Source organism: Nocardiopsis mwathae, assembly GCF_014201195.1.
Lineage (GTDB): Bacteria > Actinomycetota > Actinomycetes > Streptosporangiales > Streptosporangiaceae > Nocardiopsis_C > Nocardiopsis_C mwathae.
The window spans coordinates 993,891-1,010,734 of the sequence record NZ_JACHDS010000001.1; the positions used below are offsets into that span (position 1 = coordinate 993,891).

Annotated in this window: 21 protein-coding genes; 16 read left to right on the forward strand and 5 right to left on the reverse strand. The window is 68.7% G+C overall.

Translation table 11 applies throughout. The features are described from left to right. Nucleotides 1–143 precede the first annotated feature (143 nt). The 3 genes from HNR23_RS03890 to HNR23_RS03900 all read left to right on the forward strand — a co-directional run bounded on the left by HNR23_RS03890 (nt 144) and on the right by HNR23_RS03900 (nt 4,421). Nucleotides 144–1,508, forward strand: a complete 1,365-nt coding sequence (locus HNR23_RS03890) for an adenosylmethionine--8-amino-7-oxononanoate transaminase (RefSeq protein ID WP_184073536.1) — start codon at nt 144–146, stop codon at nt 1,506–1,508. Next, complete coding sequence (bioD, locus tag HNR23_RS03895; RefSeq protein WP_184073538.1) at nt 1,505–2,245, forward strand: dethiobiotin synthase; 741 nt, start codon at nt 1,505–1,507, stop codon at nt 2,243–2,245. The genes HNR23_RS03890 and bioD overlap by 4 nt, the downstream gene beginning before the upstream one ends. Nucleotides 2,246–2,465: 220 nt before the next feature. Next, on the forward strand, nt 2,466–4,421 hold the full coding sequence (locus HNR23_RS03900) for an acetoacetate--CoA ligase (protein WP_343070415.1): 1,956 nt from the start codon (nt 2,466–2,468) through the stop codon (nt 4,419–4,421). Between the two features lie 282 nt (nt 4,422–4,703). Here HNR23_RS03900 and HNR23_RS03905 read toward each other — a convergent pair whose 3' ends face one another. From HNR23_RS03905 to HNR23_RS03920, 4 genes are all read right to left on the reverse strand, one after another. Beyond that, nucleotides 4,704–5,051 carry a hypothetical protein gene (locus HNR23_RS03905; protein ID WP_184073542.1) on the reverse strand — a complete coding sequence of 116 codons (348 nt, stop codon included), beginning with the start codon at nt 5,049–5,051 and terminating at the stop codon, nt 4,704–4,706. 333 nt (nt 5,052–5,384) lie between these two features. Beyond that, the gene (locus HNR23_RS03910; RefSeq protein WP_184073544.1) at nt 5,385–5,588 is read right to left on the reverse strand and encodes a hypothetical protein; all 204 of its coding nucleotides are present in this window, start codon (nt 5,586–5,588) and stop codon (nt 5,385–5,387) included. 700 nt (nt 5,589–6,288) lie between these two features. Next, the gene (locus HNR23_RS03915; RefSeq protein WP_184073546.1) at nt 6,289–6,474 is read right to left on the reverse strand and encodes a DUF397 domain-containing protein; all 186 of its coding nucleotides are present in this window, start codon (nt 6,472–6,474) and stop codon (nt 6,289–6,291) included. Continuing rightward, entirely contained in the window at nt 6,471–7,346 is an 876-nt protein-coding gene (locus tag HNR23_RS03920; protein WP_184073549.1) for a helix-turn-helix domain-containing protein, read from the reverse strand. Before HNR23_RS03920 ends, HNR23_RS03915 begins: the two co-directional genes overlap by 4 nt. A gap of 230 nt (nt 7,347–7,576) precedes the next feature. On the opposite strand from HNR23_RS03920, the gene HNR23_RS03925 reads away from it, so the two are divergent. From HNR23_RS03925 to HNR23_RS03945, 5 genes are all read left to right on the forward strand, one after another. After that, entirely contained in the window at nt 7,577–7,759 is a 183-nt protein-coding gene (locus tag HNR23_RS03925; protein WP_184073551.1) for a hypothetical protein, read from the forward strand. Nucleotides 7,760–8,375: 616 nt separating this feature from the next. Continuing rightward, a complete protein-coding gene (locus HNR23_RS03930) occupies nt 8,376–9,506 on the forward strand; it encodes a radical SAM protein (RefSeq protein WP_184073553.1) in 1,131 nt (376 codons plus the stop codon). 6 nt (nt 9,507–9,512) lie between these two features. After that, nucleotides 9,513–9,650, forward strand: coding sequence for a hypothetical protein (locus tag HNR23_RS03935; protein WP_184073555.1), 138 nt, complete (start codon nt 9,513–9,515; stop codon nt 9,648–9,650). Nucleotides 9,651–9,717: 67 nt separating this feature from the next. Next, on the forward strand, nt 9,718–10,518 hold the full coding sequence (locus HNR23_RS26565; RefSeq protein WP_184073557.1) for an aminoglycoside phosphotransferase: 801 nt from the start codon (nt 9,718–9,720) through the stop codon (nt 10,516–10,518). Between the two features lie 9 nt (nt 10,519–10,527). Beyond that, complete coding sequence (locus HNR23_RS03945; RefSeq protein ID WP_184073559.1) at nt 10,528–10,998, forward strand: hypothetical protein; 471 nt, start codon at nt 10,528–10,530, stop codon at nt 10,996–10,998. Nucleotides 10,999–11,062: 64 nt separating this feature from the next. On the opposite strand, the gene HNR23_RS03950 is transcribed toward HNR23_RS03945, so the two are convergent. Then, nucleotides 11,063–11,752, reverse strand: a complete 690-nt coding sequence (locus HNR23_RS03950; RefSeq protein ID WP_184073561.1) for a GntR family transcriptional regulator — start codon at nt 11,750–11,752, stop codon at nt 11,063–11,065. 114 nt (nt 11,753–11,866) lie between these two features. Here HNR23_RS03950 and HNR23_RS03955 point away from each other — a divergent pair, with 114 nt between their 5' ends. The 8 genes from HNR23_RS03955 (at nt 11,867) to HNR23_RS03990 (ending at nt 16,623) form a co-directional block, all read left to right on the forward strand. Continuing rightward, complete coding sequence (locus HNR23_RS03955; RefSeq protein ID WP_184073563.1) at nt 11,867–12,196, forward strand: SCO3933 family regulatory protein; 330 nt, start codon at nt 11,867–11,869, stop codon at nt 12,194–12,196. Next, nucleotides 12,193–12,486, forward strand: a complete 294-nt coding sequence (locus tag HNR23_RS03960; protein WP_184073565.1) for a hypothetical protein — start codon at nt 12,193–12,195, stop codon at nt 12,484–12,486. The genes HNR23_RS03955 and HNR23_RS03960 overlap by 4 nt, the downstream gene beginning before the upstream one ends. After that, a complete protein-coding gene (locus tag HNR23_RS03965; protein ID WP_184073567.1) occupies nt 12,479–13,885 on the forward strand; it encodes an FtsK/SpoIIIE domain-containing protein in 1,407 nt (468 codons plus the stop codon). The genes HNR23_RS03960 and HNR23_RS03965 overlap by 8 nt, the downstream gene beginning before the upstream one ends. A 62-nt stretch (nt 13,886–13,947) precedes the next feature. Then, nucleotides 13,948–14,241 (forward strand): hypothetical protein, encoded by a 294-nt coding sequence (locus tag HNR23_RS03970; protein ID WP_184073569.1) that lies wholly within the window; start codon nt 13,948–13,950, stop codon nt 14,239–14,241. Nucleotides 14,242–14,344: 103 nt separating this feature from the next. After that, nucleotides 14,345–14,542, forward strand: a complete 198-nt coding sequence (locus HNR23_RS03975) for a hypothetical protein (RefSeq protein ID WP_184073571.1) — start codon at nt 14,345–14,347, stop codon at nt 14,540–14,542. Further along, the gene (locus HNR23_RS03980; RefSeq protein ID WP_184073573.1) at nt 14,539–14,844 is read left to right on the forward strand and encodes a hypothetical protein; all 306 of its coding nucleotides are present in this window, start codon (nt 14,539–14,541) and stop codon (nt 14,842–14,844) included. The genes HNR23_RS03975 and HNR23_RS03980 overlap by 4 nt, the downstream gene beginning before the upstream one ends. Then, entirely contained in the window at nt 14,841–15,113 is a 273-nt protein-coding gene (locus HNR23_RS03985) for a hypothetical protein (RefSeq protein ID WP_184073575.1), read from the forward strand. Before HNR23_RS03980 ends, HNR23_RS03985 begins: the two co-directional genes overlap by 4 nt. Further along, nucleotides 15,103–16,623, forward strand: a complete 1,521-nt coding sequence (locus tag HNR23_RS03990; protein WP_246421579.1) for a replication initiator — start codon at nt 15,103–15,105, stop codon at nt 16,621–16,623. The genes HNR23_RS03985 and HNR23_RS03990 overlap by 11 nt, the downstream gene beginning before the upstream one ends. Nucleotides 16,624–16,844: the final 221 nt, after the last annotated feature.

Genomic DNA, 16,844 nt, shown 5'->3' on the forward strand with positions numbered 1-16,844 from the left:
GGGACACGGGTGCTAGGAGGCGGAAACGACTCTCACATGCCCGTGCCCGCATGTCATCGGTGGAACGGGACAAAGTTCTGCACCCATTTTGTGGAGGAGTCCCCATGCGGGCCGCCGAAAGCCGTTTGGCACCATGGGCGACCATGACGCCACGAGTCAGCAGCGAACCGGAGACGCGGCCGGTACCGGCACCGCACGCCGGAGGCGACCCCGCCTGGGTGCGCGAGGTCGACCGGGGCCACCTCTGGCACCCCTACTCCTCCATCGGCGCCGCCGACGGCCCCTACGTCGTCACCGGGGCGGCCGGGACACGGCTGCGGCTGTCCGAGTCGGACGGCACCGAGCGCGAGGTCGTGGACGGCATGTCCTCGTGGTGGTCGGCGATCCACGGCTACGGCCACCCCGCCCTGGACGCGGCGGCACACGCCCAGCTGGACCGCTTCGCCCACGTCATGTTCGGCGGGCTCACCCACGAACCCGCCGCGCGGCTGGCCGCCCTGCTCGTCGACATCACCCCCGCGCCGCTGCGGCACGTCTTCCTGGCCGACTCCGGGTCGGTGTCGGTGGAGGTGGCGCTCAAGATGTGCCTGCAGTACTGGCGCTCGCGCGGCCGCCCGGCCAAGCGCAAGCTGCTGACCTGGCGCGGCGGCTACCACGGCGACACCTTCCAGGCGATGTCGGTCTGCGACCCGGAGGGCGGCATGCACGCGCTGTGGGGCGACGCCCTGCCGCGGCAGGTGTTCGCCGACGCGCCGCCCGCCGGGTTCGAGGCCGCACCCGACCCCGCCTACGTCGCCCACCTCGACGCGCTCGTCGCCGAGCACGCCGACGAGATCGCCGCGGTCATCGTCGAACCCGTCGTCCAGGGCGCGGGGGGCATGCGCTTCCACAGCCCCGCCTACCTGGCGGCGCTGCGCGAGATCACCCGCCGGCACGGGGTGCTGCTGGTCTTCGACGAGATCGCCACCGGCTTCGGCCGCACCGGCGAGCTCTTCGCCGCCGACCACGCCGGGGTCGCCCCCGACGTCCTGTGTGTCGGCAAGGCGCTCACCGGCGGCTACATGACGCTGGCCGCGACGCTGTGCACCGCGGAGGTGGCCGCGGGCATCGCCGAGGGCGATGTCCCGGTCCTCGCGCACGGCCCCACCTTCATGGGCAACCCGCTGGCCTGCGCCGTCGCCTCCGCATCGATCGGACTGCTGCTCGACGGCGACTGGCGGGGCGACGTCGGGCGCGTCGCCGCAGGGCTGCGCTCCGGACTCGCCCCCGCCCGCGACCTGCCCGGCGTGCACGACGTGCGCGTGCTCGGCGCGATCGGGGTGATCCAGCTCGACCGGCCCGTCGACCTGCGCGCCGCCACCAGGGCCGCCGTTCGGGCCGGGGTCTGGCTGCGCCCGTTCCGCGACATGGTCTATGCGATGCCGCCCTACGTCTGCTCGGACGCCGACGTCGAGCGGATCACCGGCGGCATGCTGGCCGCGGCCCGCGCCACCCTGGGGGAGCGATGAGGACGATCGTCGTCACCGGCACCGGAACCGAGGTCGGCAAGACCGCCGTCGGCGCGGCCCTCGCCGCCACCGCCCTGGCCTGGGGCGAGCGGGTGGCGGTGGTCAAACCGGCGCAGACCGGTGTGGCCGCCGGGGAGCCGGGCGACGCCGCCGAGGTGGCGCGTCTCGCCCCGGGCACGACCCAGCGCGAGCTCGCCCGCCACCCCGAACCGCTGGCCCCGGCCACGGCCGCGCACCGCGCGGGCGAGAAGGGCGTGCGCCCGGGGCAGGTCGCCGACGCCGTCGCCGGCCTGGGGGCCGACCACGACCTGGTCATCGTCGAAGGGGCCGGCGGGCTGCTGGTGCGCCTCAACGGCGAGGGCGCGACCATCGCCGACGTCGCGGCCCGCCTGGACGCCCCCCTGCTCCTGGTGGCCCGGCCCGATCTGGGCACCCTGAACCACACCGCCCTCACCGCCGAGGCGGCCCGCGCCCGCGGGCTCGCGGTCGCCGGGGTCGTCATCGGCTCCTGGCCGCCCGACCCCGACCTCGCCATGCGCTGCAACGCGGCCGAGCTCGGCACCGCGGCGGGCGCCCCCCTGCTGGGCGCCCTCCCCCAGGGCATCACCCGGCTGCCCCCGGACGAATTCGCCGCCGCCGCCCGCGTGTCGCTGGCCCCCGAACTCGACGGCACCTGGGAGGCCGCCGAGTTCGTCCGCCTCCACTCACCGGACCCGATCCGCACCGCGACCGGCTGAGGCGCTACCCCCCGCGACCGCGGAGAAGGCCGCCCAGCAGGTCCGACCCGCCTCCGCGGGCCTGTCCCGGCCCGCCCACCGGCCCGGGGTGTGAAGGTTCGTGCCCCCTGCACATTTCGCGGGGTGCCGGTTGCTGTTAGATGTGTCCCAAGCAGTCATGTGAGCCCGACGCTGACGGAGGCGCTGAACCATGTCCCAACGGTCGCATTCACAGCCCCCGGTGCTCTGGGAACCCGGTGCCGAGCGGTGTGAACGTGCGAGGATCACCGCGTTCGCCCGGTGGGTGGAGGAGAACCGGGGGGTGCGGGTCGAGGACTACGACGCGCTGTGGCGCTGGTCGGTGACCGACCTCGACGGGTTCTGGTCGGGGATCTGGGAGTACTTCGACATCCAGGCCGACGCCCCCTACGAGCGGGTGCTCGCCGGGCGCGAGATGCCCGGCGCCGAGTGGTTCCCCGGCGCGAAGCTGAACTACGCGCGCCACATCTTCCGCGACCGAGACGACGGCGCCGTCGCCATCCGGCACGCCTCCGAACTGCGGGTGCTGGGCGAGTGGACCTGGGGCGAACTGCGGCGGCGCACCGCCGCGATCGCGGCCGGACTGCGGCGGCTCGGCGTCGGCCCGGGCGACCGCGTCGTCGCCTACCTGCCGAACATCCCCGAGGCCGCCGCCGCGTTCTTCGCCTGCGCGTCCATCGGCGCGGTGTGGTCGTCCTGCTCGCCGGACTTCGGGGTGCGCAGCGTCGTCGACCGCTTCGCGCAGATCGAGCCGAAGGTGCTGCTCGCCGTCGACGGCTACCGGTACGGCGGCAAGGACTTCGACCGCGCCGACGTGCTCGACGCCCTGCGCGCGCAGCTGCCCACCCTGGAGCACACCGTCGTTCGCTCCTACCTGACCGGCACCCCCGTCGAGGCCACGCTGAGCTGGGAGGAGTTGGAGGAGTCGGGGGAGGGCGCGGAGCTCGAATTCGAGCCGGTGCCCTTCGACCACCCGCTGTGGGTGCTCTACTCCTCGGGCACCACCGGCCTGCCCAAGGCGATCGTGCAGGGGCACGGCGGCACCCTGCTCGAACAGCTGAAGAACATCGAGCTGCACCTGGACGCCCAGGCACACGACCGGGTCTTCTGGTTCACCACCACCGGCTGGATGATGTGGAACCTGCTGGTCAGCGTGCTGCTGACCCGGGCGTCCATCGTGCTGTACGACGGCAGCCCCGGCCACCCCGACATGGGCACCCTGTGGGACCTCGCCGAACGCACGCGCATCACCGTCTTCGGGACCAGCGCCGGGTACCTGTCGGCCTGCATGAAGGACGGAATCCACCCGGCCGAGGGCCGCGACCTGTCCGCCCTGCACGCCATCGGCTCCACCGGGTCCCCGTTGAGCCCCGAGGGGTTCGCCTGGTGCTACCGCGAGTTCGGCGACGACCTGTGGCTGTTCTCGGCCAGCGGCGGCACCGACATCTGCAGCTGCCTGGTGGGCGGCGTTCCCACGCTGCCCGTCTACGAGGGGGAGATCCAGGCGCGCTCGCTCGGCATGGCCGTCGCGGCCTGGGACCCCGACGGCAAGGAGGTCGTGGGCGAGGTCGGCGAACTGGTGGTCACCCGGCCGGCGCCGTCGATGCCCCTGTACTTCTGGGGCGACACCGACGGCGAGCGCCTGCGCGACAGCTACTTCGCCATGTACCCGGGCACCTGGCGGCACGGCGACTGGATCGAGATCACCGACCGCGGTACCGCGATCATCTACGGACGCTCCGATTCCACCATCAACCGCGGCGGCATCCGCATGGGCACCAGCGAGATCTACCGTGCGGTGCTGGCGCTCGGCGAGGTCACCGACGCGCTGGTCGTGGACGTCCCCCAGCCCGACGGAGGCTCGCGCATCGAGCTGTTCGTGGTGGTCCGCGAGGGGGTGGAGCTGGACGAGACGCTGACCAAGGCGCTGGCGCGGCGTATCCGCGAGGACTGCTCGCCGCGGCACGTCCCCGACGCCGTGCACGCCATCGCGGCGGTGCCGCGCACCCTGTCCGGAAAGGTGCTGGAGGTGCCGGTCAAGCGCATCCTGATGGGGGAGCGGGCGGAGAAGGTGGCCAGCCGCGACTCGCTGGCCAACCCGGAGGCACTCGACTTCTTCACCCGCCTCGCCCAGGAGCGGCGCCCCTCCGCCCCCTGACCCCTGCACGACCCCCTCCTTCGTTGATCTCGGAGATATTGGGGTGAAAATCGGCCGTGAGACCCCAATATCTACGAGATCAACGGATGCCGGATTCGGACGTTCCGGGGTGGTCCGGCCTGTTGTCGACTGTTGTCGTCTGCCCAGGTGGCGCCCTGTTTCCCTGGGTTGGGCGTTCCGGTCTAGTGGTGACTGTTCCGGGGTGGTCCGGGTGTGTAGGTTGACGCCGGGATGACGCTGGGGGCTCCGGCCACGCGGCGGGCGCGGACGGTCCGGGACACGTCAACGGGGGTCATCACCGAACGCGTCATCGATCGCGTTGCGTAGGCGGGCCTCGTCCAACCGGTCGCGCAGGGGTCCGCCTTCTTCGTCGATGGCGGCCATGACGGCGCCGTCGCGGGTGGTGCGCACGGCGACCTTCACCCCGATCTCCTTGCCCGCACGGCGTGCGGCGCGCTTGATCGCGGCGCGCTCCTCCTCATCGGTGTAGGAGAGCTTCGCCCACTGCTGGCGCCGGAGGTCGGACGCTATGAGGTCGGCAAGGCGCGCGGTCTCGGCCTCCTGGGCGCGCTGGCGGGCCTTGGCGGTGGGGGCGCTGGTGATGGGGCGCACGCGGTGCGGGTCGCTCATGGCGGCAGGATAGACCGCCGCGCTTGGGCGCGCCTACCCGCGCGGGCAACGGCGGGAGGGTGGACGGTTCCGGTCGCGCAGAGCGCGGCGCGGCGGGAGGATCGGGGGCCGCTACGCTGGCCCTGAGCGGTCGGAGCCTTCGGGCTCCACCCCTTTTCTCCGACCGGCCCCCGATCCTTCGGGTCCCGCCGCGACGCGTGAACGCGGACGGAACCGGCCACCCGGCCCCACCGCGCACCCGTGCCCGCGGTGCGCCTGCATGCCGGTGACCGCGCAGGTGAGCACACGGAAAGGCCCCAGACCCGAGGGTCCGGGGCGCGCGGCCCGGGGGCGCTATGCGGCCTCGTCCGGCTCGTCGTCGGCCAGGTAGTACTCGACCCCGGCCAGGATCTCGGTGCGCAGCTCCCGGGGGAGGGCGAAGGCGAGGCGGAGTCCGGCGGTGACCTCGGCGGGGTCGTCGGAGCAGATGAGGTAGGCGGCGCGGTCGGCGGTGCGCAGAGCGGTCGCGTTTCCGGTCGTGGTGGCGGCGGTGTTCATGGCGGCCTCCTGGGGGGTCGGTTCGGCCTGACGGGGCCGTCTGGATCACGCCCGGGGCGGGGGTCAAGGTGGAGCACTCCACGACTGAACGACCTTGACCCCCGCCCCGGGCGTGATAGGTCCCGGAAAGTCAGGCCGGATCGACCTCCGGGAGGGTGCCCGCTACCGGTGCCACGGTCGAAACGCTGAAGCGCACCGGTGACCTTGTCCGCCTACCGGAACCACGCGCGCGACGAACACGGCGAGCTGGTCCGGCCCGGTTCCCGGAGCCCGGCCGGGGGCTGTGCACGGTCGGCGGGCGTCGGTGCGGCGGTGTGCAGGGCGTTCCTGCGCGGGCGGGCTCGCCCTCGTGCGGTAGGCGGGGCGGTGGAGGCGGGGCACGCTGGTGAGGCCGGGGAGGGCGGGTGTCGGGGCCGCGCGCGAGCACCCGACGAAGTCGGGCGCGCAGCGCGACGTGTCCCGTAAGCCCGTCCCGACCTGCGGCCGACCCCCGGCGCACACGTCCGCTGCCCGCCCGCGCCATGGCGCGGGCGGGCAGCCTTGACCCTGTAGGGAAAGTTCTCACCCACCGATACAGCCGACTCGTCACGACTGGTTGAACAGCTGCTAGACCGGTATGCTCCCCGAGGTGCCTACGGGCACCGTTCCTAGGTATGCGTCGGCCTCCGGAGCATTCCGGAGGCCGCGTGTCGCTCAAGATCTAGAGTTGGTCGGCTTTGACGTCCTCCAGAAACGAGTGCCAGGCGTTGACGCCGAACATCAGGTAGCCATTTTCAGGGGACTTGGAGTCACGTACTGCTGCCCCCCGGGGTACTGTCGCGACTTCAACGCAGTTGTTGCCCGATCCGCTATAGCTGCTCTTGCGGAACGGCAGTCTGTCACTCATCGGTCTTCACTCTCTAGGGCTGCTTTGACGTCCCTGAGGAACTGCACCGTCTCAGCGCCGGGCAGGGCGGACGTCGATGCATGGCCGAATACCTGGGCGAAGCGGGCCAGCTCATCGGGCTGCTCTAGCATCAGGCTAGCCGCGTACGTCTCCACGTAGGCAATGCTGGGGTCCAATGGCTCGGCAAAGTCCATGATGACAAGCGCGCCAGTGTCCGCCGCATGCGCTCCTGCCGCGAACGGGAGTACCTGCAAGGTGACACCCTCACGCGTCGCCATGCGAATCAGGTGCTGCACCTGGTCACGCATCACTGACACCCCGCCGATGACACGGCGCAAGGCGGCTTCATCGATGATCGCCCAGTACTCAGGCGGGTTGTGGGAGTTGAGTATCTGCTGCCTCTCCATCCGGGCCGCTACGCGCTCAGCTATGGCTTCGTCGGCGTGTGCCTGCCCACCACGAAGCAGGGCTTCGGCGTACTGAGGGGTCTGCAACAGTCCAGGGATGACCTGCGGTTCGTACGTCTTGATGACCGATGCTTCTGCCTCGAAGTCAGGGAGATCGTCGGTGAACACGCCCCTCTTCTGGTACCTGGCCCACCACCCGCGTTCCTTTGCCTGTCGCGAAAGCTGGTGCCACTCGTCGCGCTCTACGCCGTCCGTGACTCTGTACAGGTCTATGAGCCGGTCAAGGTCGCTCGGTTTGATGCGACGGGTCTCGGCAGCTTCCATCCTGCCGAGTTTGGTGCCCGACCAACCGAGTTCCTTCGCGGCTTCGTTGATGCTCAGTCGCGCTTGCTCGCGGGCTCGGCGTAGCTTCCGGGCGAGTCGACGGAGCCGCACGGTCGGGCTGTGAACAGTGCGGTTGGGCATGCAGGAAGTCTAGAGCAGATCCCAACAACGCAATCTGCATGACTCCCTTGAAAACATGCAGTCTGCGTGAAACGGTAGTCACACCTAGGAACGACGCGAGAGGTGTTGTCTACATGCAGGCTGCACTTGTTCAAAGTAGTGTCCGCGACGTCGGTATACCGGCGAAACGCCCCACTCGGCCGTGCTCCCGGGAATACAGCGGGTCGACGGGCAACCCTGACCTCCGACTCGTGGCTCTCCACCCCATGTGGCGGCGCTGGCCCGACTGGGAGTTCGGGTCACTGACCGACGGCCGCCGCTACGCCCGCCGTGGCCGGACGGTAGTTATCGGCTCCTCATTGGGCTACCTCGATCGGGTGCTCTGGGCGGAACCGTCCAAGGAGCTGGCTGGCGCATGGGAGGGCACGGAATGACTCAACCGCAGGTCACATACCTGAACGCGCCTTCCGGCTGGCGGGCGTGGCGAATGGACGACACGGGCAACTGCTACGCGATACCTGGAGCACCGAAGTGGTTGCCCCACGGGATGCTCTACGCCGACTCCCCTGAGGAATTGGTGGACAAGATCGTCGCGACTGATGAAGCGATAGCAGAGGGAATCGCCCGCCGATTCGAGGCCACCACCGCAGGTAGCGGAGATGTCCTTGCACCGCAGTGGAGATCTCGGGCCACTGCTAGCGGATGGTTCCCTCCCGCTGCCTAACTCCCGGCTGTGCGGCTCGATGGGACCGACGACCGCACGGCTTCCCTGGCCGCGCCCCGAATCAGCGAAAGCTGTACAGCGGCCTGCCGTCCCCGGCCCTTTCCCCTCTCCCTCCGGGGACGGCTCCCCTTCCGGTCGCGCCCCATACAGGGGACGGGGCGCGGCCCTCTTCCTAACCGAAAAGTTAGACGCCCCCTCCAATCGCCCATCGCAATCTCGTGATGAAGCGATCACGAAGGGTCCGGGTATGCCTGCCGTTACCCGAAACCCCGAGTGTCGCTGCCCCCTCAGAAGTGCCCCCCGATCAGCACGACGAGGAGCCCCAAGTGCACAAGGTCATCGTTGCCCCATTCCTTGACAGCTACGTTGCCCTCCACCCCGGATCGAAGAAGGCGGTCAAGCTTCCCCACTGGCGGTACCGCGAACTCACCGACCTCGCCTCCGACGCCCCCGTACCCGAATGGTTGACGGACATTGCCCGGCGTGCCTGGAACCTCGACCTCACAGGTATCCCGGTCACACCGACGCTGCTTCGCCGCCAGCCGTCCCCCTTCGGCCACGGGCGGGCATCCTACGAACTCAACATGGGCTGCAACTTCGGCTGTAAGCACTGCTATCTGGGGCCAAAGCCGTTCTCCGGTCTGACGTGGCCCGAACGCGATCGCCTCTTGCACCTCCTGCGAGACGCCGGCGTCGTGTGGTTGCAGCTCACCGGCGGCGAACCGACGATTGACCCCCATTTCCTCGCGGTGTACCAGCGCGCATCCGAACTCGGGATGATGCTGGAGATCCTCACCAACGGCTCACGCCTGCATTACCGCCCCATCCTTGAAGCGCTCATCGCCCAGCGGCCTCACCGGATCACGGTCAGCCTGTACGGCGCAACCGAAACCTCGTTCGATGAGCTGACACAGCGGCGTGGCGCGTGGAACTCGTTCATCCGTGGACTCGACGCAGCCCAAGAAGCGAGCCTTCCCATAGACGTGAGCATTATCGTGACCCGCGACAACGCCGATGAGCTCGACGCGATGAAGGCATTTACCGAAGACCGGGGACTCACTTACGGCGTGTTCTCGAACATGTCACCCACCATCGGCGGTAAGGACCTGCCCTTGTCGTCACAGGTCCCCGAACTCATCCGCAAACGTCCGCCGTTCACAGGGTGCGATGCGGGCCGAACGTCGATGCACATCGATCCCCACGGCAAGGCGTCGACGTGCAAAATCGCCCGCACGCCGTCGATCGACCTGCTATCCGACGGCCTCGACGGTCTCGCCCGGCTCGCGGGGATCTCCGATGACCTTTTGCAGCGGACACGCGGGTGCTCGGGCTGCAAGCTGTCCGGCACCTGCTCGACCTGCACTCCGCTTGCTGAGCTGTACCGCAGTGCGAACGCCTCGCGCGCAGTGTACTGCCAGCATCCCGACCCTGCCCCCGACGCCCCTGAAAGGAGGTGAGCACACATGGCACCCGTGATGGTGGAGATCACCCCTCGGCCCTTGCCGGACGAGGAAACCGATGTGGAGATCATCGAGAACATCGACGGCATCGCAAGCACTGAGATCATGCTCGGCTGCGGCGATGACAATCCCTACAGGTAGATGACCGATCAGCCCGGGGTCGTGAGAACACGGCTCCGGGCGCTCCACAGGGCGGTAGCCTCGCCCCGTGGGGACACAGAGACAGCAGTGGGAAAACCTCCCGAACGAGGCGCGCGAGACTGTCGAGGCTCACATGGGGCGTGTGATCAAAGCCGAACCCGTGGAAGCAGGGTTCAACTCCGGGCTAGCGGCCATCCTGCACACCCTCAACCGGTCAGTGTTCGTCAAGGGCCTTCCCGTCAATGACCGGAAGGCCTGGACCCAGGACCGGGAAGCCTTGATCGCCCCGAACGTGATCGACATCGCTCCCCGTCTACTCTGGCGTGTCCAGGCTGGTGGCTGGGACCTGATCGGGTATGAACACATCGACGGCCGTCACGCCGACTACATCCCCGGGTCAGCGGATCTTGCGCTAGTCGCCGATGCACTCGCCACCCTGGGGAAGGCAGTTCTCCCGACGGCGTTCCCAGCCAAGACAGAGGAACGGTGGCGCGCCTATGTCGATACACCACGTGACCTTGGTCGCCTCGCGGGTAACGCGCTACTGCACACCGACCTGAACCCCACAAACCTCCTCATCGCGCATGGTCGTGCATACGTCGTCGACTGGGCGTGGCCTACCCGGGCAGCAGGATGGATCGACGCTGCTGGCTGGGTCGTGTGGCTAATCGTCGCCGGACACGATCCCGCTGGAGCCGAACGTCACGCGTCGGCCGTACCGGCATGGCAGCACGCGCACACAAGCGACCTTGACCTGTTCGCCCGCATCCAGTCCCGGTTGTGGGCTGGGATCGCTGAAGACGACCCGGACCCCTGGGCTGAAGGCGTCGCCCTCGCTGCCGCGCGGTGGGAGGAGCACCGGAACTAGGAGGCCCCTGTGCCGACCGACCCACCGATTCACCCCGCCGTTTCCATGACCAATCCAGCGGGCGAGACCGTCCGGATTGATGTCGCTATGGCGCCCGTTATCAGCGAGCTGTGGCGACTCCAATTCGAGACCGTCGCCTGCTGTCAGAACGTCGGTGAAGCCACTGCCGGTGTTCGATCTCGAACAGGACCTGTTCGCAAATACCAAGACAAGTATGGCGACCGATTTATCGCCTACCACGCTGGCTATGCACTCGTAAAGATGCCGACCAATGATGCATGCCGCCTGGCGGACTTGCTGCTGCCGACCTCCTTTCAGGACCGGCTTCGTCGGCGGTGGCGTCCGGACTCGTGGCGAATGCACGTTCCTCTCATCTGCGATGACGGAGCGAGCGGACCCAGCCGATATGCGCTACTGCACTTCCCGGACAAGCAGATTCCTGAATTAACAAATACCCTGAAAGGTATCGACCTTTCGTAGCTCCCGCTCCATCCCTTTGGTGCCCTCTCTCGCCGTCAACGGGAGAGGGCATTTTCCTTTTCGCCTATTCGGGGCGGTACTGGTCGGACAGGCGGATGCGGTCGGCTCGGTAGGCGGTTCGCGTGAGAACAGCGGGGCCGGTCCTGTCCAGATGCGTCTCGTCGTGAACGAGAACAATTCCCGCTCGGGGAATTTCCAGCGCGTCAGCTTCCGCCTGGGTCGGGTGGCGCGCTGAGGTGTGGGTGATCACCGTCGGCGGTGCGGAGGTCGGGCGCGCGGTGTAGGCGGTGCGGACGGCGACCGGCCCGTGATCGTCGTGCAACTCCTCGGTGCGGATGTCGACGGGGTCGGCTGTGTCGATCTGGAGGATGAGCGCGACGTCTGGCGGCGGCTGGTCGCGGTGGTCGGCGGTGGCGGCGGTGGTCAGGTCCTCGTCGCCAGTGGTCGGCGCGTCGGCGGGGCGTTGTCGGCGGGCGGAGTGGGTGCGTCGCGGGGCGGCTCTCTGTGGGGCGGTCCCGTCGTCGGTGTCTCCGGTGACGTACACGCCTTGTCGTTTACGCGCCGTAGCCAGTCCCTCGGCGATGAGGGCTTGCTGGACTTCGCGCGCGCTTCTGTTGCCGATGCTGTATCGCTCTTGGATCTCGGGGACGGTCGGCAGCTGACTGCCGGGCGGATAGGTGCCGTTCTTGATCTGCCGCCGCAGATCAGAGGCAGCAGGGACCCATCGCGGCGGCCGTGCGGACGGTTCGGCCATGTGATGACTCCTCCGGTTCGACGGATTTCCTCTTGACGAACATAGCTGAGTTCATTAAACAGGAACAACCGTACGAACATAGCTATGTCCGTAACGATCTGTCATAGGAGAGTCATGAGATTTCCGATCGACCTGTCAGCGGTGCGCGTGCGGGTGGCCACGCCCCCGGAGGACGACCGCGATTTCGAGACGCAGCAGGTGAAGCAGAACAAGGACGGCCGCCCGATGGTCCGGGTCTCGCTGATGGTGCTGGATGGGACTGAGGCCGATGTGATCCGGGTGCGGGCGCCCGGTCCCCTCGAACTGGCGCCCGACGACCTTGTCCAAGTGGCCGGTCTTCGTGCTCAGTTCTGGTCGATGGAGGGCCGCAGCGGGCTGTCCTTCTCGGCGGACTCGGTGACACGGGTCTCTGAGACGGCGTCGCGTGCCAAGGAAGCCAAGTGAGCGGGGAGATTCCGGCGGTGCTGACCGTGAGTCCGTCGGGGCCGGTCGCGGTCTCCTGGCACTGGTCGGCTTCCGGCGCGCCCGTGCTGGTGCTGGACGGCGGCGCGGTGCACCTGCGCCTGGACCCCGGGTGCCTGGCACCGGAGGACGCGCGCCGGTTCGCGAGTCTTCTTGAGAGGGAGGGTCCCGTGTTCGCGGCGGTCCTGCGGCGGTGGGCGGTGGTGTGGCCGGATCCGGACACCCCGGAGCCGCCCCCACCCCCGTATGCCATGGATGTCGGCGATGACTGAGGAACAGCGCAAACCGGTTGGACTCACGCTGTGGGAGTCGCCCGAGGTGCAGACCAGGTCGCAGCACACGGCGGCGTCCTGGATCGCCGCGAACGTGGTGCGGCCCGCGTGGCTGTGGCGTCGGGAAGCGGCGGTTCTCCTCGGTCCGGTGCTGGTCGGAGCGGTGCCCTGGGCGGTCTCGGCGGCCGTCGGGGCTCCGCTCCCCCTCTCGGTGCTGGGAAGCGGAATCGCGGTGTCCTGTGCGGTGGCGGCGGTCCTGCTCGTGGTGACATGGCGCTGGTCGGCGGGGTGGCTGTGGCGCGGGAGAATCCGCCGGAAATGGGATTCCGCGTGCCGGTATTCCGGAGTTGAGACGACGGCGGCGCGTGTTCCCCGAGTGACGCGCGTGGAACGTCACCCCGCTGCGGTACGTCTAAACACGCGTCTACCTAAAGGGCTCTCCACAGACGAGGTAGCGGCAGCAGCGGAAAAGCTCGCTGTTGTCCTGGACGTTCGGGAGGTGAAGGTGACTCGTGATCCGGAACGGGCGAGGTTCCCCATTGTTGATCTTCAGGTCCGCAACCCGTTTCGCGACTCCGACGGCCAGCCGGTTGTCATCGGCTCCCCGTTAGCCAGTGCCGCGTCGTGGGACGTGTGGGATAACGGTGTCCCGCTCGGTCTGGACACCCTAGGTGCTCCGCTCACGATTCGCCTGGTGGGGCGGAACATTCTGGTCGCCGGTGAGCCCGAAGCGGGAAAGTCGGTCGCGGCCGGTCTTCCTCTGGCTGCGGCGGCCCTGGACCCGAACGTCCGGATTTTCGGGATCGACGCGAAACAGGTCGAATTCGCGTTGTGGGCGCCGGTCATGGAGCGCGTCGTCTACAACGATGTCGATGACGCGATCGATCTTCTCGATTCCCTGATCGCGGAGATGGATGAGCGGTACGCGAAACTCCGGGCGGAGGGGATGAGGTCTGCGGTCAAGTCGCTGGGGTGGCCGGTCAACCTGCTGGCGATCGACGAAATGCGGTTCTTCACCGCGCACCCTGACAAGAAGAAGCGCGACCGGTTCAATGCCGCACTCATCGACCTGATCGCGCGGGGGCGGGCTGCGGCGTTCCCTGTCCTGACCGCCACACAGAAGCCGTCAACCGACGTCGTCCCCTCCTCGATCCGGGACCTGATCGCCTACCGGTGGGCGATGCGGTGCAGCACACGCGACGCGTCGGACACGATCCTCGGCGCCGGGTGGGCGAGCGAAGGCTACTCGGCGTCGCGGATCGATATGGCGGATCGGGGGGTCGGGCTGCTGCTGGCAGAGGGCGGGATCCCTGCTGAGGTGAAGAGTGCCTATCTCGATGACGACGCCATCAAGGGGATCGTGGCGCGCGGCGCGGGGCTGAGGGGGTGGTCGGCGTGACCTGATCCCCGTACGTGGTGCGCACCCCCTGTTCTCCCCTGAAGACATCATGAGGTGACCACATGGACCCTGTGGGCCCTGACCAGACTGTCTTACACCCCGCCTCACGGAACTACACGCCCTATGCGGTCGCCACGACCGAACTCGCCCGCCATGTCCTTCACGCCCTGTTCCGCAACGACAGTGCGCTGATCGACTCGGTCATTCAAGATTTCCTCGCCCTGGACCGCGACCAAGGCGGCTATGGGTGGGTCGTGATCGACGAAACCGATCACGCCGTGGTCCGCCACATGGTCATACAGCAGGGGCGCGCACTGCTCGCGCGCCTCGAATCAGCGGACGCCGACCGCGACTAGCGGCGGGCCGGTGCGAGGAATAGTCCTCCCGGCCCGCCACCCCTGATGCATTCCTGGTTCTCCCACTTCCTGTTCCCCTTTTCTCCCATGGGAGGGAATTCGCATGCCGAAAAGCTACCCTATTCCGTTCCGCGGTCGGGTGGACGAACGGTTTACCTGGCCGCTGATCGTGGCCGTCGCCGAAGTGCTCACCGACCACGGATACCCCTCACCGCTCAACGACCAGAGGGATTCCGCGCGCCTGCAACAGCACCTTTTCCGATACCTGTACCTGAGCCGACAGGGAGAGCTGACCTCATGACCGAAGAGGAAATGCACCGCATCTACCCGAAACGGAACCGGAGGATCACCCATGACCAGGAACTGGCACCGGATGAAGGGCTGTCTCTGATGGATTACCGCTCAGAATGCCGCGCGGCGAACTATCCCGGAACCCTGACGGAGATTCCTCCGTTGGCGTCGGCCGACCTGGCGGCGGTGGCGCGGGCGCTGGTGGATGCCGGGTGGCCGCCGATCCGCCACCCCGATGACTGGCAGCGCCTCTCGCGCGCGCTGCGCTGGTTCGCGACGGGTGCTCGGACGACGGGGGGCGGTCGCCGATGAGACCCACCCCGCTGGGTGACGACGATTTCGCGCGGAAGGACTATCCGCGTCGGCCGGTGGTCCGCCGTCCCCCGGGGGCCGCCTACCCCGTCGTGATGCCCGACCAGCGTTACCGGGATCCCGCATTTGAAAGGCTGCGGCGCGAGGTAGCCCAAGCGCTGGTCCGATGCGGCTACCCGGCCGTTGTTACGGAGATTGACCGGGCGCGGCTGCTGGGGGTCCTGTTCGCGTTCCTGCACTCGGAGGAGTGGCCCCGCAATGCGCGCTGAGGCCCGGCCTTCCCCGGTGGAACGCGCACTGGTGGACCGGTTGACGGGCGAGGATTACCCGGTGTGGAGGCAGCAGGCGGAGCGGGCGCGGTTCTGCTCCAACCCGGTCCGTCTGGCTGGGGGCGCGGTTGCGGCTGATTCCGCTACGGGTGAGGTGCGTGCGGAGGTCGATACCGCGTCCCACCCTGACGGGGTGTTGCTGGTGGCGTGCGGGGACCGTCGGGCGTCGGTGTGTGGGTCGTGTGCGGAGGTCTACCGGCGCGACATGTGGCACCTGGTCGCGTCGGGGATCGGGGGCCGGATGTCGGCGACCTCGTCGGGCGGGGCGGGGGCGCGTCAGGACACGGTCGGCTCGGTGGTTCCTGACACCGTGCAGGGGCACCCCCGGCTGTTCGTGACGCTCACGGCGCCGTCGTTCGGGCCGGTGCACTCGGCGCGCGGGGGCGGGGTGTGCCGACCACGGCGGGACGCGCGCGTGTGTGTGCATGGGCGGGCGCTGGGGTGCGGGCTGGTGCACGATGCTGATCATCCGGTGGTGGGCACGCCGATCTGTGCGGAGTGCTACGACTACGCGGGTGCGGTGCTGTGGAACGCGCACGTGGGCGAGTTGTGGCGCCGTACCCGGATCGCGGTCGACCGGGCATTGGCCCCGGCAGCCGGTGCGGTGCTGGGGCGCCGGGTCACGGCCACCGAGATACGCACGCAGGTGCGCACTTCCTACGTCAAGGTCAGCGAGTTCCAGCGGCGCGGCCTGGTGCACCTGCACGCGGTCATCCGCCTGGACGGGATCGATCCCGATGACCGGGGCCGGATCGTGGAACCGCCGGTGTGGGCGTCGGCGGGGCTGCTCGCCTCGGCGGTCGCGCGGGCGGTCGACCAGGTGGCCGTGCCTCTGCCTTCTCCCGATGGCCGGTTGCGGGTGGGCTCCTGGGGTTCTCAGCGCGATATCACCGACGTCTCGGAGGGCGGGCCGGTAGGCAATACCCGCCGTCTGGCTGCCTACCTGGCGAAGTACGCGACCAAGACCGCGTCGGATGCGGTGTCGGCGTCTTCGGCTCTGGCGCGGCGGATCCGCAGTCTGCACCGCACGTGGCTGCGGCGCGCGGTGGGGGCGCATCTGGCGCGGATGGTCGAGACCTGCTGGGAGCTGGGGGCGCGCCGGGACCTGGAACACCTGAACCTGCGCAAGTGGGCGCACGCGCTCGGGTTCAGGGGGCACTTCGCGACCAAGTCGCGGGTGTACTCGGTGACCTTGGGGGCGCTGCGGGCGGCGCGCCGTGCCTGGCGCGCTGGACAGCGGGAGGCGTCCGGGGAACGCGATGTGTGGTCCCTCGACGCCGGCCACTCCGTGATCTTCAGTCGGTGGGCATACGCCGGGCGCGGGTGGGTGAAGGCCGGGGATGCCATGCTCGCCGAACAGATGGCCCGGGAGTACGAAGAGGCGCGGCGCGAGTACCGGGAACTCTTGCGGCGCGAAAAAGAAACGGAAGCGGCCGATATGGCCGCATGAACGTATCTCCGCCACCCCTCTTTCTTTTTCCGATGGAGATGTCTATGCGCTGGCGCCGTATCCGCCGGACCATCACCACAACCGCAGTGCTTACAGGCCTGCTCCTCTTCGCTCCGCCTGCGTCGGCTCTGCCCGGATGCGAGGGGGATCCGGCACCTGTTCCCGAGTCAGTGAGCGGCGGTGCTAGTGGGTTTTTTGCTCCGCCCCCGTGGTGGGAACCG

Coding starts and splice junctions, on each gene's coding strand:
- HNR23_RS03890 (WP_184073536.1), top strand. CDS start 144: ATGACGCCACGAGTCAGCAGCGAACCGGAGACGCGGCCGGTACCGGCA.
- bioD (WP_184073538.1), top strand. CDS start 1,505: ATGAGGACGATCGTCGTCACCGGCACCGGAACCGAGGTCGGCAAGACC.
- HNR23_RS03905 (WP_184073542.1), bottom strand. CDS start 5,051: ATGAGCGACCCGCACCGCGTGCGCCCCATCACCAGCGCCCCCACCGCC.
- HNR23_RS03910 (WP_184073544.1), bottom strand. CDS start 5,588: ATGAACACCGCCGCCACCACGACCGGAAACGCGACCGCTCTGCGCACC.
- HNR23_RS03915 (WP_184073546.1), bottom strand. CDS start 6,474: ATGAGTGACAGACTGCCGTTCCGCAAGAGCAGCTATAGCGGATCGGGC.
- HNR23_RS03920 (WP_184073549.1), bottom strand. CDS start 7,346: ATGCCCAACCGCACTGTTCACAGCCCGACCGTGCGGCTCCGTCGACTC.
- HNR23_RS03935 (WP_184073555.1), top strand. CDS start 9,513: ATGGCACCCGTGATGGTGGAGATCACCCCTCGGCCCTTGCCGGACGAG.
- HNR23_RS03950 (WP_184073561.1), bottom strand. CDS start 11,752: ATGGCCGAACCGTCCGCACGGCCGCCGCGATGGGTCCCTGCTGCCTCT.
- HNR23_RS03955 (WP_184073563.1), top strand. CDS start 11,867: ATGAGATTTCCGATCGACCTGTCAGCGGTGCGCGTGCGGGTGGCCACG.
- HNR23_RS03965 (WP_184073567.1), top strand. CDS start 12,479: ATGACTGAGGAACAGCGCAAACCGGTTGGACTCACGCTGTGGGAGTCG.
- HNR23_RS03970 (WP_184073569.1), top strand. CDS start 13,948: ATGGACCCTGTGGGCCCTGACCAGACTGTCTTACACCCCGCCTCACGG.
- HNR23_RS03975 (WP_184073571.1), top strand. CDS start 14,345: ATGCCGAAAAGCTACCCTATTCCGTTCCGCGGTCGGGTGGACGAACGG.
- HNR23_RS03980 (WP_184073573.1), top strand. CDS start 14,539: ATGACCGAAGAGGAAATGCACCGCATCTACCCGAAACGGAACCGGAGG.
- HNR23_RS03985 (WP_184073575.1), top strand. CDS start 14,841: ATGAGACCCACCCCGCTGGGTGACGACGATTTCGCGCGGAAGGACTAT.
- HNR23_RS03990 (WP_246421579.1), top strand. CDS start 15,103: ATGCGCGCTGAGGCCCGGCCTTCCCCGGTGGAACGCGCACTGGTGGAC.